This is a genomic window from Propionibacterium australiense (assembly GCF_003666605.1).
Classification (GTDB): domain Bacteria; phylum Actinomycetota; class Actinomycetes; order Propionibacteriales; family Propionibacteriaceae; genus Propionibacterium; species Propionibacterium australiense.
In genome coordinates this window covers 1-13,977 of the sequence record NZ_RCIV01000006.1, presented here as the reverse complement: position 1 = coordinate 13,977, position 13,977 = coordinate 1, and the positions used below count along the sequence as shown (strand labels likewise).

The following is a 13,977-nucleotide window of genomic DNA, read 5'->3' as shown; positions in this document are numbered from 1 at the left end:
ATGCCTACGAGGATGCGTCCGGCGCGCCCGTACGCATGAGAGAGGCCCGCAATGAGCCAGTCAATGAATCAGGACAGCAGCGGTTTCGGTGACGAGCCCGAACGCACAGGTATCGCCGGGCGTGTCATCTTCGCCGGGGCGCTGCCGAACGCAGTCCACCAGCTGACCCTGTCGTGTCTGCGCGCCCTCGAGCGTGCAGACGTGCTCATCACGAACACGATTCTTCACGAGGCTCTCCAGGACGCCGCCATCAGCACCAGGCCCGGCTGCCGGGTCGTCCTCGATGCCGACCAGCCGGTCGACCTCGAGCTGACCTACGCGGCCGAGGGCAGGACGGTGGTACGTCTCGTCGAGGGGGATCCCCTGCTCGAGGGGGGCATCGCAGACGAGGCCAGCGCCTGCTCCCAGGCCGGCCATGCCATCGAGATCCTGCCCGGTGTCCCGACGCTCACCGCGGCGGCCGGTTTCGCCGGTGTCCAGCTGGGCAACTGCCCGGCCCGCCTCGTGCTCGTCGCCCCCGACGACGAGCACATCACGCTTCCCACGCTCGGTGCGCTCGCCGTGCGCTGCCAGCTGCGTCAGGTCCCGGCCGTCGCCCGCGCCGCGATCGAGGCCGGCAAGGACATCCACGAGAAGACACTGCTGACCCTGGCGGGCGGCACCTTCCGCCAGGAGACCCGCGCCGGTGTCCTCGGCGACTTCCTCAAACTGGCCCCTCCCGACGAGGGCGGCGGGCAGCCGGTCTTCCTGTTCATCGGCGACGCCCTGGCCGAGCGGGCGCCCGGCCTGGACTGGTTCGAGACCCAGCCGTTGTTCGGCTGGCGCGTCCTGGTGCCCAAGACCCGCCAGGACTGCACCGAACTCATTGAGCGGCTGGCGGCATACGGCGCGACCGCCGAGGAGGTGGCGACCATCGCCGTCGAGCCGCCTCGCAACCCGGCCCAGCTCGACAAGGCCCTGCGCGGCCTGGTCGATGGGCGCTACGAGTGGATCATCTTCACCAGCCGCCACGCCGTCAACGCCGTCTTCGAGAAGATCAGCCAGTACGGCCTGGACTCGCGGGCCCTGTCCGGGCTGCGCATCGCGGCCGTCGGCCAGGACACCACCGAGGCGCTCACCAGCCGCGGCGTCGTCCCCGACCTGCACCCCACCGATGTACGCACCGTCGCCGGCCTCGCCGCGGCCTTCCCGGCCTTCGACGACGTGCTCGACCCCATCAACAAGGTCTTCATCCCACGCGCCGACATCGCCACCGAACCGCTGTCGGCCGGTCTCGCAGAGCTGGGCTGGGACGTCGACGACGTCATCGCCTATCGCACGGTGCGCGCCGCCCCGCCCCCCGCTCCGGTGCGCGAGGCCATCAAGACCGGTCATTTCGACGCCGTCGCCTTCACCTCCAGCACGACGGTGCGCAATCTGGTCGGCATCGCCGGCAAGCCGCACAATCTCTCCGTCATCGGCGCCATCGGCCCGGCCACCGCGGACACCTGCGGCGAGCACGGCATCCGCGTCGACACCGTCGCCGCCTATCCGGGGCAGGTGCAGCTCGCCGACGCCCTGGCCGCCTTCGCCACCAGGCGCGCCGAGGACCTGCGGGCCGCCGGCAAACCGGTCATGCGGCCCTCGCAGCGCCGCCGCAGACGCAGCGCCCGCTGAGCCGTCCTGGCCGGGGCGGGCCGCAGCCAGACATGCCCGCCCGCGCGGGGGGCCGAGAAGACCGGAGGAGCAGCCATGAACGACCGGACCGTCGTCCACGTCATGCGGCACGGCGAGGTGCACAACCCCGACGGCATCCTGTACGAGCGGCTGCCCGGTTTCCGGCTGTCGGCCAACGGCCTGGCCATGGCCGAGGCGGTCGCCGAGTCCTTCGCCGAGGTGCCGCTGACGCACCTGCGCACCAGCCCGCTGCAGCGGGCCGTGGAGACCATCACGCCTTTCGCCGCGAGCCGCCCCGAACTCGAGGTCGTCACCGACGAGCGCCTCATCGAGGCCGGCAATCGCTTCGTCGGGCAGGTCTTCGGCAAGCACCACGCGGCCCTGAAGAAGCCCCGCAACTGGCCGATGATGCTCAACCCGTTCAAACCCAGCTGGGGCGAGCCCTTCGTCGACATCGCGGCCCGCATGCAGGCCGCTCTCGTCGACGCCGCCAGGGCGGCCGGCCCCGGCGGGCAGGCGCTCGTCGTCTCGCACCAGTCGCCGATCTGGACCGTCCGCCGCGCCCTGGAGGGCAAACGACCCGCGCACCTGCCGGGCACCCGCAGCTGTGCGCTGGCCTCGATCACGAGCTTCTGCTTCGAGGGCGAGCGCTGCGTCGACATCACCTATTCCGAGCCGGCCGCCCACCTGTTCGGCACGGACGCGAACGCCGCGTTCAGCTCGGGGGACTGAGAGCCCGGAGCTGAACGCGGCGCGAATGGCACCGTCCGCTGCGGTCTGGCAGGGCGGTCGGCTCGTGGTGACGAACCCATGGCCGGGGACGTCATCTCGTCAGGTCATCATGATCCGGCAGGACTCACCACAGGGTGTATCCGCCGTCGACGACGAATACCGACCCCGTGGTGAAGGTCGATGCGTCACTGGCCAGGTAAAGGGCCATGGGGGATATCTCATCCGGGGTGGCGTATCTTTGCATGGGGACCTCGTCGATCCAGTACCTCTTGTACTCCGGGCTGTCGATGTCGGCGATCTCCGTCTTGACGTACCCGGGCGCGATGGCGTTGACCCGGACATGGAACCGCGCCCACTCCGCAGCCAGCGACTTCGTCAGGTGATGCACGGCCGCCTTGCTGATACCGTATGGCGAGTGCCATTGCGGTCGATTGATGATGAATCCCGACATCGAACCGATGTTCACGATCGAACCGCTCCCTCGGTCCGTCATGTGACGGCCTGCAGCCCGACAGCACCTCCAGACCCCCTTGAGATTGGTGTCGAACACCCGGTCCCAGTCCTGCTCGGGAAGGGTGAGGGCCTCGGCATGAAAGCCAATACCTGCGTCGTTGACGAGGACATCGATGCTGCCATGGTCGGCAAGCACCGTACGGACCATGATCTCAACAGAGTCAGTCGATGACACGTCGGTTCGTACTGCAGATGCAGTTCCCGGACCCACGGTATTGAGTTCCTGCACGGCCAAGGCGTTGCGCTCATCGCTGCGGGCGGCCACGACAACATGGCCGCCCGCCTCGACGAAAGCTTTTGCGATGCCGAACCCGATCCCGCGGTTGCCCCCGGTGACGATGGCCACCTTGCCATCCAGACTGAACTTGTCCAGCACGGACATTCCTGCTCCTCCCATCCACAGTGCACCCCGTCAGGTGACTGCACCGCCTACCCTGGTGAACCACGCATCCGCCGCCAATTGGGCGGCGCCCAGCACCCCTGCCATGGGGCCGGAGCGGGCGGACACGACGTGAAGACGCTTCGTCGCCAGAGGCAGTGCTCGTTCGTACACGACTTGCCTCACCCCGGCCAGCATGAGCCCGTCGGAAGAGGCAAGAGAACCCCCTACGACGATGACCTCCGGGTTCAGCAGGCTGGTCGCCTGAGCCACCGTCTCCCCGAGCAGGCGCCCGCCCTGCCGTAGCGCCCGGAGAACCTGCATGTCCTGGGCCTGGGCCAGGGCAACGATGTCGTCCACGCCTGAGACCTCGACCCCTGCACGACGAAGATCGCGCTCAAGGGCCCACCCCGCGGTCAAGGACTCCAGGCATCCGCGATTCCCGCATCGGCACGTCGGGGCGTCTCCTGAGGCCAGCTGGATGTGCCCGATGTCGCCGGCGGCGCCCTGCGCTCCCCGATACAGTTCCCCATTCATGAAGATCGCACTACCGATGCCCCTGCCGATCTTCACGTAGAACAACGATCTGGTCGAGCGCCAGAACGACCGCTTCTCGGTCAAGGCCATCGCGTTGACGTCGTTCTCGACGAACACGGGCACGCCGAGCTCGGCATGAACCGTTGCCTGGATGTCGTACCCATCCCACTCGCGAAGAACCGAGTAGCCGCTCACCGTTCGCGATCCCCAGTCCACCGGTGCGGGGAGACTGAGACCCAAGCACAGCAACGGCCGGTCTTTCATCGCTGGCTCGGTTGTCAGCTCCTCGACGACGTGGCAGATCGTGCCGAGGAGCTCATCCGGCCCGGCCGAGACGTCGAGGGCCATTTCCCGGGACGCCATGATCGTGGGCTCCATGGAACACAGGGCGATGAAACTGTGCTGCTCACCGATGTCGGCCGCAGCGATGATGCCGTAGTCGGGCGCGATCTCCAGGATGTGCGCCGGCCGGCCCCCCGATCGCGCAACCTCGTCCGACTCCCTGACGAGTCCCGCCCCGAGCAGGGAGCCCAGCTTGGCCCCCAGGGACGTCCGGGACATGGCCAAGGACGACTGCAGACCTGCCCGGGTGGACGGGGTCTGCCAGATCCGGTGGGCCACGGTCCACGCGTCCTGGTCAATCTGAGGTTTCCCCTGGGGGTGGGCTGATCGGGATGCCATGTCGAGAGCCTAACCCACTTAGCGCCCAAGATCAACAGAACTTCCAATCTTCTGCTTGACATTATGCATAAGTCATGTAAGGCTGACGCATAAGTAGTGGGGGGTCTGCGCTGATCCCCTCCGATGGAGAGGTGGAAGGAATGGGAACAGACATGCACAGGCGGGTCGTCACTGGAGGCGTTGCGCTGTCGTTGGCCGTCGCGCTGACGGCATGCGGGAGTGCCGAGCAGGGGGAGCCGGCACAGTCATCCGATGACCAGAAGGTCGTTATCGGGATCGTCGAGCAGCAGTTGGGCAATCCATTCTTCGGTGCGATCCAGCAGGCGGCAACCGATGCCGCAGAGTCCGAAGGCGCTGAGGTGATCGTGGCCAATTCCAAGGTCGCAGGTGACTCGGAGTCCCAGGTCAACGCCATTCATGACATGATCAACCGCGGGGTTGCCGGGATCGTTCTCGATCCGGCCAATGCGGCTGCGGTCGTCCCGGCCGTGCAGCAGGCCCGCGAGGCGGGGATTCTCGTCGTCACGGTGAACACCCAGGTGGAACCCGCCTCGGCTGCGGACGCCGGTTTCGAGACCGACAACAAGGAGGCGGGGCGTCTCATCGGGGCGTGGGCGAAAGCCTCGCTGGGGGATGGCGCGGCCAACGTGGCAATGCTCGACTATGATCTCACCGACAAGACCTCGAAATCGCGTCATGATGGCTTCCTCGAAGGATTCGGGCTGACTGATGACTCTCCTGAGATCGTCGCCCAGCGTGAGACCTCGGCGAGTGTCGACGGTGGTCAGAATGCATTGGAGAACATGCTCCAAGCGAACAAGGACATCAATGTGGTCTATGCGATCAATGAGCCGATGGCGCAGGGGGGTTTTGCCGCCGCGAAAGCCCAGGGGCTGGCTGAAGACATTCTGTTCACAGCGATCGATGGGTCCTGTTCCGGGGTGCAGGCGGTTCGCGACGGAGAAATTGGTGCCACCGTTGCCCAGTTCCCGACCCGGATGGGGCAGCTGGCCGTGGAGGCGATCTTGAAATACCACCGGGAAGGAGTTAAGCCCTCTGGTATCAGCAACTCGGGAACCGTGCTGATCACGGACAGCCCGGTTGAGGGAATCGAATCCAAGGACACGGCATGGGGGCTTGAAAACTGCTGGGGCGAGCAGTGAATGGTCTGCCCACTTCTGTCGCCGGCCCCGGAAACACCGGGGCCGGCGACAGGGTCCGAGCGGTACTGCTGGCGGGACTGCGAGGCGGAATCCTTGGCCCGGTTGCGGCGCTGCTGTGTGCGATTGTTCTTTTTTCGGTCGCCACGGATACCTTCTTGACGGCGAGCAATGTCTCGCTGATCCTCGCTCAGTCGGTCGTGATAGGCACTTTGGCGCTGGGACAGACTGTCGTGATCATCACGGCCGGAATCGATCTGGCGAACGCGGCCATCATGGTTCTGGTCACCGTTGTCATGGCCGATATGGCCGGTTCTGGTCACCCGGTCATGGCGCTGGGGGTCGCCTGTCTGGTGGCACTCGGGCTGACCGGGGTCTCGGGTCTGCTGGTCAGTGCGGCGAGGCTGCCACCGTTCATCGTGACCTTGGGCATGCTGACGATCGTCACTGCTGCTGCCCGTCTGTACACCGGATCCACGAGCATAGCCGTATCGAATGACGTGATGTCCTGGCTGGGATCACCGGTCCAGCTGGGCGATTTCCGGCTCACCCACGGTGTTTTCGTGCTCCTGTTGTCCTATGCAGTCATGTGGTTCGCCTTGACCCAGACCGGGTGGGGGCGCCATGTCATGGCCGTAGGGGACGATCCTGAGGCGGCTCGGCTCGTGGGAATAAAAACCCGAAGAGTGCTCATGAGCGTCTACCTGACCGGCGGGATCTGCTACGCACTCGCTGCGTGGCAGGCGCTGGGGCGGATCCCGAATGCGGACCCGAGCGCGTATGCCAACGGAAATCTCGACAGCATCACGGCCGTCGTCATCGGTGGCACATCTCTGTTCGGGGGGCGCGGCGGGGTGACCGGCACCTTCGTTGGAACATTGATCGTGATCGTGCTCCGGAACGGTCTGACGCAAGCGGGAATCGATTCCCTGTATCAGGACATCGCCACCGGTGTGCTCGTGATCGTCGCCGTGCTCGTGGATCAGATGACCAGGAGGGGTCGATGAGTGATGCTGTTTTGTCCGCGCGCGGACTGATGAAGCGCTTCGGGCGCGTGGTGGCCCTCGACAACGCAGATTTCGAGGTCAGGGCAGGCGAGGTCATGGCGGTCGTGGGTGACAATGGGGCTGGGAAATCCACTCTCATCAAGGCGCTCACGGGGGCGCTCATCCCGGACGCCGGGCAGATATTCATGAATGGTCAGGTGGTCGGGTTCCGCTCTCCGATCGATGCGCGCCGGGAGGGTATCGAGACGGTCTATCAGACGCTGGCCGTGGCGCCGGCGCTCGACATCACGTCCAATATGTTCTTGGGGCGAGAGATCCGCAAGCCGGGGATACTCGGCCATGCCTTCCGGATGCTCGACAAGAAAAGCATGCGGGAACAGGCCAGGAAGACGCTCGATGAGCTGGGCATCACGACCGCGAAATCCGTGACTCAGGAGGTCGAGACGCTGTCCGGAGGGCAGCGCCAAGCCGTTGCTGTGGCGCGGGCGGCCGCATGGGGGAGACGCGTTGTCGTTCTGGACGAGCCGACTGCTGCACTGGGCGTGCGGGAATCGAGTCAAGTGCTGCAACTCATGGCCCGGATCCGTGAGCAGGGAATCGCTGTCGTCCTGATCAGCCACAACATGCCTCACGTCTTCGAGATAGCCGACCGCATTCACATCCACAGATTGGGTCGGCGGGTGGCCATCGTCGATCCCAAGAAGACCCCCATGACCGATGTCGTCGCCATCATGACGGGCGCCATGGAGGGCAACGAGGGACGGGCTTCGGCCGACATCGTGGAAGGGGAACGGCGATGACCCGGAGGCGGCAGCTCACGATTCCGCGACATGATGTTGACGCCCTGGTGGCCAGGGCTCGTTCTCTGGTGGCGCCGGGCTCTCGAAGAATGCTGGCCATCGTCGGCGCTCCAGGGGCCGGGAAATCCACTCTGGCGACTCAGCTCGTTGATGAACTCGGGGAGGACACGGCTGCCTTGCTGGGGATGGATGCCTTTCATTTCGCGCAGCTGGAGTTGGAGCGAACAGGGCTGACTGACGTCAAAGGTGCGCCGGAGACTTTTGATGTGCTGGGACTCAAGGCAATCCTGAAAAGGCTCATGGCCAGGGATGACGAGGTTGTCCACATCCCGGTCTTCCGGCGTGATCTCGAAGAGCCGATCGGTAGTGCCATTCCGGTGGCTCGGGAAGTTCCGCTGATCATCGTCGAGGGGAATTACCTGCTGTCCCGGGAGGGCTATTGGGCAAGCCTGAGTGATTTCTTCGCGGACACCTGGTTCTTGGCGCCTGACGAACAAGATCGAATGACAAGGTTGATCGAACGGCATCGAAGATATGGGCGATCCGTCGAGGAAGCACGTGACAGGGCATGGGGATCGGATCAGCGGAACGCGGAACGCATCTGTGGGACACGACAGTTCGCCGCCGTGCTCGTTACCGGTTCGTAGCGGCTTTTCACGGTGCCGACTGATGCGGGTGCGGCGGGGCGGCGCTTCTGGGTAGGGTTCGGGGAGGAGACTTCATAGCGGCTCATGCAGAGCACCGTGGGGTGCCGATGCGACGAGGGTTGGTGCTTTCGGGTGAGGACCCGTGTGGATGAGCCTCATGAGGTGACTGGCGGGACTGGGCTCCGAATACCGCATGCGCCTCGGATGTGCTCATTCCCGTCGATCCCGGGCTGTCGCTGATTCTTTCTGGCCGTCGGTGGCGGAGCTGGCCGGTCTCCGGTGGCATCTGGCACGGGCTCGTGAGGACGGTGGGGCTCAGGCATAGCGTCTCGCCACGGACACCGTCTCGGCGCCGTAGGGGCCGCCGAACAGGAAGGCGTGGATGATGAGCATGTGGAGCTGGTGCAGCCCCACCCGCTCACGCCAGCCGTCGGCGAGCGGCGAGACCTCGTCGTAGCCGGCGATGATCCGTTCCAGGTGCCGCTGCCCGAAGACCCCGAGTGCCGCCAGGTCAGTCTCGGCGTGCGCCCCCTGGGCGAGCGGGTCGATGAGGACGCCGACGACGTCACCGAGTCGCCGACTCGGTTCACCGGCGTTGATCCCGGCCGGCCCCAGGCCCGCCCGCTGCGGCGCCCAGTCGAGGGTCTCGTCGCGCGGCACCCACAGGACGTTGCCGGTCCACAGGTCCCCGTGGGTGCGGGCGACCGCGACCCGGTCGCCGCGCTCACTGGCCGACTGTGCCACGAGCGCGGGCTGGGCGGCGTCGAAGTCGCCGTCGCGCAGCCGCTCGCACACCCGCTCGATGACGGCGACGCCGGCGGCGCTCAGCGCCCCGCGGTCGCGGCAGGGCCGCAGGTAGGGGGCGAGGCGGTCGTCGGCGAAGAACTCGCCCCACCGGCGCGGCTCGGTGCCCTCCGGCTCGGGCTCGCAGGGCCGGATCCGTACGTCAGAGTTGCCCATCCGGGTGCGACCGTCCCAGCCGGGCGGGGCGACGCCGAAGGCCGGGGCGCCCGCGGCGTGGGTGACGGCGAGGGCACGCCCGAAGGCCTCCGCGGCATCGGCGGTCACCCGGGCAGAGGCCAGGCGAGGCTCGCAGATCCAGCCGTCGCCGCGCGTCACCGGGACGACATGGGCGCCGCCGTCCGCCATCGCCTCCGCCAGCCAGACCAGGCCCAGCGCCTCCAGCCCGGTCGCGCCGGGGTACTCGTCCCGCTTGCGGATCGTCTGACTGCTCATGACAGCATCCTTCCACGCGTGCAGTCAGGGCCCGACTCGTGACGGGGACAGTCGATGGTGGCTTCCATCCTGCTGTGAGGGCAGGGCCACTGCCGGACCATCGCGGCGCCGGGCGATCTCCGTCCTGCTGTGCGCGGGGCGCTGCATGCCGGCGAAGACGGGTGAGGGTGGAGCCGCTGCATCCTTCCAGTGGTACTGCTGTGAGCGCGGGCTGGCCCGGGCGGCCAGCTGCGGGCGCGCCCCGGCTGGCCTGCCAGTTCGCGCCCGGTGCGGGATCGTGCCGCGCCAGGTCGGCTGTGACTCCAGCGATGCCTGCCGGCCCCTGTTCGGTGTGGGATCATGGGGCGGTAACCCCACCCGGCAGGAGAGACAGATGACAACACCATCCCAGCAGCCGACTCCCGAGGAACGTTTCGAGCGGGCCGTCAAGGGCCTGAGCGAGCTGCCCCCGACCGGCGCCGTCACCTTCCGCGGCATCACGAGCCCCCAGGGCACCGAGCCCGGTGCCGTGGTGACCCGGGGCATCACCGCCACCAGCCGCGATCTCGTCGTCGCCACCGCCGGGCTGACCAGCCCGGGCATCGCCGTCGTCTTCTGCCACACCGGACGGGACGTGGCGCCGGTGTCCGCGGTTCAGGAGGCCCAGGAGGTTGCGCTGCTGCCCGGCACGGTGCTGGCAGTGGGCCGGTTCATCCAGGTCGCCGGCGTCGCCGTCGAGCTCATCGAGGAACTCACCCGCGGCGACGACGGGCAGTGGGCCACCAGCCTCACCAGCGAGGCGATCGCGAATCTCGGTGCCGTGGTCGCCACCACCCTCGCCAACGCGCAGGGCGTCCCGTGCCCCGTCGATCCCGGCTACTGCGGGCGGTTCGCCGCCCCGCTCGTCTGAGCGCTGACAGGTGATGACCAGATACGCAGGCTGTCCGATGTGCTGCAGCCGTGAGACCGCCTCATTTCTCAGGCCTCATTGGATCAATGACTGCACCATGGAGGTCACACAGGAACTGCAGACTTGATGCGTTTCTGTCACGGCTTGCCCCATCATTCGTCGGCTTCTGGGATGATCCTCCACGGAGCGTCATCAAGTTCACCGGGAACGGGAAAACCCGTCATGTCACAGCGCGGCGGTTCGATTGTTGAAACAGTCCATTCAGTGCTGTCGAATGCCGTGATCGAGATAATGGGTTCCCGGTGTGTGGCGCCGAGTGTTGTATGGCCCGCAAAATCGCCGTCAATGACCTGTTCCGCATCGGCTGCAAAGCGCAACAGCTGAAACCACGTCATCCACAGGGGGCTGGGTTCGGGGTTGGTGTGTTCCTCCATTTCCAAGATGCGCAACGAGGAGCCGTGCCTTGTTTGCGCCCACAACCCGGAGACATTCCAAAAGAGTCCTCTGCCGTCGATATGACTCAACACCTCCAGCAATGAGATCAGTGCTGTTCCCCGGTGCATCGGGAAGCGTAATTCCATGACGTCTCCTATGGTCCTGACCCGGTGGGGCAGTGCCGCTCTTGGAGCAGTTTATCGCCTGGAAAGGATTGACGGCAATGCCGCCAGACTATGAGGCTTATTCACAGGAGGTTCAGCGGGAGATGAAATCCCTAGCCATAACCTGATTCATCAAAGCTATGAATAAGCCTCAATGACCAGGGTTTCAGATAACCCGCTGAACCTCAACGTGCCCATTGCACAGGTCGATCTTGTAATCGACTCCCGTCGACGGAAGATCAATGCGACTGACGGCATAATGGCCGGAGGGGTGTCCTTCAGGTCATCCATTTGTCCTCCTCCAGGATTCTGTGCACCATGATCCCGGTCTCTGGCCCCGGGTATGTGGTCATGATGCTGTTGCCGTCACCGGCGCCTTGACCCTGCGGTTCCTGCGTGTCTTCTCACGAGTATCGCAGGAGCATTGCTGTGTCAGACCCAGTGCGCACGGGATCCACACTGGGGCCGGCATCGCGTTCGATGAATTGGTTTCATAGAGGCTTATTCGCAGCCTCGATGAATCGGGCTGTGGCTGGGGATTTCATCTCCCGCTGAGTCTCCTGTGAATAAGCCTCATACTCGAAGGATCAGTTCGGGGCACTGCCGGTCCAGTGCCCTTACGAGTGCGATCGGTGCAGGGTGCATGGTGAATCCAGGGCCGTAGTCATGCTCGGTCATGTAGTGCAGCACCAGATCCGGTGCGGCCCAGAGGTGTCCCTCATCGTCAGTCACCGCGACGGAGCGGTCGCCTAGCCGCCACTCACCTCGGTCAGAAACATGACGAGTGGGACCGACACCTTTGTGGGGGGCAGAATGGGCAGGCGCGGTAACCGCGAATTGTCCAGAGACCGCCGTGTGAAAGAGAGGTCTCAACCGCTTCGATGTCTTCCCCGCTGACTCCGTGTCGTGGCACGTCCCCTTCTCGGCTCAGCCAACCGAACGCGCGAACCTCAGGCAGGTGAGCTGTTCTGTGGCCTGGCTTTCTGAACATCCGCTCCAGCAACCGGCCCGGTGCGCGCCGTGCTGGGGGAGGGTTGAGTACCGTGCCGTCTGGGATGATCATGGACCCGTCTTCTTCTTGGGCTGTTACGTGGGGGTTCGGCATTGCGGGACACAGCCTGCTCAGCTGCTGGTTCGGGCGGTCCTGGGCCGGTAGTCCTCGAACTCCCAGGCACCGATTTCACCGAGTTCGGTGGCCAGTTCCATCCAGGTCCGAGCCCGTTTCCCCTCGACCACGTGCCGAAGGTAATCGGTGGCCAGATCAACATCCACCCGGTTGAGCACCAAGTGGTGCCTCCCGGTCCACGAGCCATGGGCACACACCTGCTTGCTCAACCAGTCAGGGGTGCACAGGCAGACGTCGAAGGACTCGACGCCGTGTTCGCTGACTGGCCCCACCATCAACCGCAGCCAGGCCGCAGCGCTATCGGGTCTTTCGCCATCAAGGAGGAAGGCCGAGTGCACCGCTGCTGCCAGCTCTCCGGTCACCTCACGAAAACCCACCGGCCGGCCGAGGCGGGACAGCATGGACACCAGTGTCGGCCAGTCATCGGCCTGCAGCCCCCTCAGCCTCTCGCACCAGAACTCTTTCACGGTCCTCACGGCAACGTCGTCGACGACGAGATGGTGACGGCCTGCTACAGGGCCGCTGTCAGCAACACGGCGCGCCAGCCAGCTCGGGGTGCACGCGAGAACATCGAACGAGGCCGCAGCGAGTTGTTCCGCTGGCCCTACCGTGAACCGCACCAAGGAAAACCCGTCATCGTGAGAGCCATTGGTGCCACCCGGCATCACCTCTGCGGCGCGGAGTTCAGCCATCATGATGCGCAACCCTCGGGCTCAACCAGAATGATCAACCGGGCCTCCTTCGCCCACAACAGGTCTGGCTCGGTGGCATGGTGGTCGAGCAGCACGTCCTTCACTCACCCCGCCCTCAGGCCTTGCGGACGGACTGCAACCCAGGTGTGCAATACAGGCCTCAGCCTTCCATTCCGAGATCGAGCGATCATGATATCATCCCGGCCGGTACTGCTGCGAGTCGAACACGTCCCGAGCAAGGATGATCCTGTCGGCATACAGCCTCGAATAGCTGTCATGCCATTCCTCAAGTCCGTTGATCGCTTTCAACGCACGCTCGAATCCAATCGGAGCTCGGGTTCTTCTTGGTGGTATCCGGAGTTCCTCGCCTGGTTCAGCGGAACGGTTCCGGCGTCTGTGAAAGTCTTCAACGAGCAATTGTCCTGGGCGTCTGACAAGATAAGCAGGGAGAAAACATCTCTCCGTCTCCGGTGTGATCGGGAGATTACCAGCCACAGTCCATCCACCGGTGCGGAACAATGCGTCTGTTGTCATACCTGAAAGGAGCGGCCTGCAGTCCAGTGCCACATCAATGTGTGCTGATGCCCCTTCAGTCGGCACGACATGATCAAGAATGATGATGTAGGGCAGTTGGTGATCGAAGGCTATGATCCATCCCAGGTAGCCTTGACGATCATCCAGCTCAACAAGAAACACGTCTCCTGTGGCCAGAGGGACTATCCCATGCTTACGACGACTTCGTTCGAGGCGGTTTTGAATTCTTCGCTCATCGCGATTCACGGCTCACCTTCCTCCATCATTCATTACTCGTATGACGAGGACCGCCTGAGAACCTCTGTTTGAGTGCATGCTTGAAGGCTGCGCGTCTGGTTCCATGCCCCGAGATCTCGTCCGGTGGTGGCTGCTGCTCTCGGCGTACGCCTGTCCAGTGGGTTGCTGCAATCACAGTGCAGGTTTTATCCATGGTGGGAACGCTCCGTTCGATTTCTTCGACACTCACCTCGTCGTATATGGGGAGCGGGTCCGCCACGGTTGGCATGTCAAGGACATAGAATGATGCTGAACTCGACTCGACAGATGCGCTGACGCTGTGTATGCCGACGAGATCAAGACTGAGGCATCCATTCTTGATGACCGGCGTGGAGGAGCCTATGGTGGCTCTTCCCAATCGAGGGTGTAGTCCGGGCTGTGGGTTCGTCGGCGCGTCGGTGAGTGGTGGGAGTCGAGGTCTTCCAAGGATGGAAGTTCTCACACTGCCCATCTGGAAGACCTCGACGTGCCTGACATTACCCCGCCGGCCGGTTTCGGCCGTCCCGATCTGAC

15 protein-coding genes are annotated in these 13,977 nt (G+C 64.8%); 7 read left to right on the top strand and 8 right to left on the bottom strand.

Features of this window, described 5'->3' with window-relative positions; all coding sequences use genetic code 11:
• Positions 1–63: 63 nt before the first annotated feature.
• Both D9T14_RS06215 and D9T14_RS06210 read left to right on the top strand, forming a co-directional pair.
• Complete coding sequence (locus D9T14_RS06215) at positions 64–1,656, top strand: uroporphyrinogen-III synthase (protein WP_119161557.1); 1,593 nt, start codon at positions 64–66, stop codon at positions 1,654–1,656.
• A gap of 75 nt (positions 1,657–1,731) precedes the next feature.
• Positions 1,732–2,388 (top strand): histidine phosphatase family protein, encoded by a 657-nt coding sequence (locus tag D9T14_RS06210; protein ID WP_119161556.1) that lies wholly within the window; start codon positions 1,732–1,734, stop codon positions 2,386–2,388.
• A gap of 124 nt (positions 2,389–2,512) precedes the next feature.
• On the opposite strand, the gene D9T14_RS06205 is transcribed toward D9T14_RS06210, so the two are convergent.
• Both D9T14_RS06205 and D9T14_RS06200 read right to left on the bottom strand, forming a co-directional pair.
• Complete coding sequence (locus tag D9T14_RS06205; protein WP_119161555.1) at positions 2,513–3,283, bottom strand: SDR family NAD(P)-dependent oxidoreductase; 771 nt, start codon at positions 3,281–3,283, stop codon at positions 2,513–2,515.
• A 30-nt stretch (positions 3,284–3,313) separates the two neighbouring features.
• Entirely contained in the window at positions 3,314–4,498 is a 1,185-nt protein-coding gene (locus tag D9T14_RS06200; protein WP_119161554.1) for an ROK family protein, read from the bottom strand.
• A gap of 140 nt (positions 4,499–4,638) precedes the next feature.
• Between D9T14_RS06200 and D9T14_RS06195 the strand changes: the two genes are divergently transcribed.
• The 4 genes from D9T14_RS06195 to D9T14_RS06180 are packed head-to-tail and all read left to right on the top strand — an operon-like array spanning position 4,639 to position 8,112.
• Positions 4,639–5,661, top strand: coding sequence for a substrate-binding domain-containing protein (locus D9T14_RS06195; RefSeq protein WP_119161553.1), 1,023 nt, complete (start codon positions 4,639–4,641; stop codon positions 5,659–5,661).
• Positions 5,658–6,665, top strand: coding sequence for an ABC transporter permease (locus D9T14_RS06190; RefSeq protein ID WP_220451974.1), 1,008 nt, complete (start codon positions 5,658–5,660; stop codon positions 6,663–6,665). Before D9T14_RS06195 ends, D9T14_RS06190 begins: the two co-directional genes overlap by 4 nt.
• A complete protein-coding gene (locus D9T14_RS06185) occupies positions 6,662–7,465 on the top strand; it encodes an ATP-binding cassette domain-containing protein (RefSeq protein ID WP_119161552.1) in 804 nt (267 codons plus the stop codon). Before D9T14_RS06190 ends, D9T14_RS06185 begins: the two co-directional genes overlap by 4 nt.
• The gene (locus D9T14_RS06180; RefSeq protein ID WP_119161551.1) at positions 7,462–8,112 is read left to right on the top strand and encodes a nucleoside/nucleotide kinase family protein; all 651 of its coding nucleotides are present in this window, start codon (positions 7,462–7,464) and stop codon (positions 8,110–8,112) included. The genes D9T14_RS06185 and D9T14_RS06180 overlap by 4 nt, the downstream gene beginning before the upstream one ends.
• Before the next feature lie 315 nt (positions 8,113–8,427).
• Here the strand turns inward: D9T14_RS06180 and D9T14_RS06175 are convergent, their stop codons facing one another.
• On the bottom strand, positions 8,428–9,348 hold the full coding sequence (locus tag D9T14_RS06175; protein WP_119161550.1) for a fructosamine kinase family protein: 921 nt from the start codon (positions 9,346–9,348) through the stop codon (positions 8,428–8,430).
• Positions 9,349–9,721: 373 nt separating this feature from the next.
• Here D9T14_RS06175 and D9T14_RS06170 point away from each other — a divergent pair, with 373 nt between their 5' ends.
• Positions 9,722–10,237, top strand: coding sequence for a hypothetical protein (locus D9T14_RS06170; RefSeq protein WP_119161549.1), 516 nt, complete (start codon positions 9,722–9,724; stop codon positions 10,235–10,237).
• A 152-nt stretch (positions 10,238–10,389) separates the two neighbouring features.
• Here the strand turns inward: D9T14_RS06170 and D9T14_RS06165 are convergent, their stop codons facing one another.
• The 5 genes from D9T14_RS06165 to D9T14_RS13880 all read right to left on the bottom strand — a co-directional run.
• On the bottom strand, positions 10,390–10,818 hold the full coding sequence (locus tag D9T14_RS06165) for a hypothetical protein (RefSeq protein WP_119161548.1): 429 nt from the start codon (positions 10,816–10,818) through the stop codon (positions 10,390–10,392).
• A 591-nt stretch (positions 10,819–11,409) separates the two neighbouring features.
• The gene (locus D9T14_RS14555; protein WP_445648497.1) at positions 11,410–11,709 is read right to left on the bottom strand and encodes a DUF7919 family protein; all 300 of its coding nucleotides are present in this window, start codon (positions 11,707–11,709) and stop codon (positions 11,410–11,412) included.
• A 249-nt stretch (positions 11,710–11,958) separates the two neighbouring features.
• The gene (locus D9T14_RS06160; RefSeq protein WP_126464174.1) at positions 11,959–12,657 is read right to left on the bottom strand and encodes an Imm8 family immunity protein; all 699 of its coding nucleotides are present in this window, start codon (positions 12,655–12,657) and stop codon (positions 11,959–11,961) included.
• 192 nt (positions 12,658–12,849) lie between these two features.
• Positions 12,850–13,434: a hypothetical protein gene (locus tag D9T14_RS13305; RefSeq protein ID WP_126464175.1), complete on the bottom strand. Its 585-nt coding sequence runs from the start codon at positions 13,432–13,434 to the stop codon at positions 12,850–12,852.
• Between the two features lie 16 nt (positions 13,435–13,450).
• Positions 13,451–13,977 (bottom strand): hypothetical protein (locus D9T14_RS13880; protein WP_220668339.1); only part of this gene is annotated, 527 nt, incomplete at its 5' end.

Coding starts and splice junctions, on each gene's coding strand:
- D9T14_RS06175 (WP_119161550.1), bottom strand. CDS start 9,348: ATGAGCAGTCAGACGATCCGCAAGCGGGACGAGTACCCCGGCGCGACC.
- D9T14_RS06185 (WP_119161552.1), top strand. CDS start 6,662: ATGAGTGATGCTGTTTTGTCCGCGCGCGGACTGATGAAGCGCTTCGGG.
- D9T14_RS06165 (WP_119161548.1), bottom strand. CDS start 10,818: ATGGAATTACGCTTCCCGATGCACCGGGGAACAGCACTGATCTCATTG.
- D9T14_RS06195 (WP_119161553.1), top strand. CDS start 4,639: ATGGGAACAGACATGCACAGGCGGGTCGTCACTGGAGGCGTTGCGCTG.
- D9T14_RS06170 (WP_119161549.1), top strand. CDS start 9,722: ATGACAACACCATCCCAGCAGCCGACTCCCGAGGAACGTTTCGAGCGG.
- D9T14_RS06210 (WP_119161556.1), top strand. CDS start 1,732: ATGAACGACCGGACCGTCGTCCACGTCATGCGGCACGGCGAGGTGCAC.
- D9T14_RS06180 (WP_119161551.1), top strand. CDS start 7,462: ATGACCCGGAGGCGGCAGCTCACGATTCCGCGACATGATGTTGACGCC.
- D9T14_RS06200 (WP_119161554.1), bottom strand. CDS start 4,498: ATGGCATCCCGATCAGCCCACCCCCAGGGGAAACCTCAGATTGACCAG.
- D9T14_RS06160 (WP_126464174.1), bottom strand. CDS start 12,657: ATGATGGCTGAACTCCGCGCCGCAGAGGTGATGCCGGGTGGCACCAAT.
- D9T14_RS06215 (WP_119161557.1), top strand. CDS start 64: ATGAATCAGGACAGCAGCGGTTTCGGTGACGAGCCCGAACGCACAGGT.
- D9T14_RS06205 (WP_119161555.1), bottom strand. CDS start 3,283: ATGTCCGTGCTGGACAAGTTCAGTCTGGATGGCAAGGTGGCCATCGTC.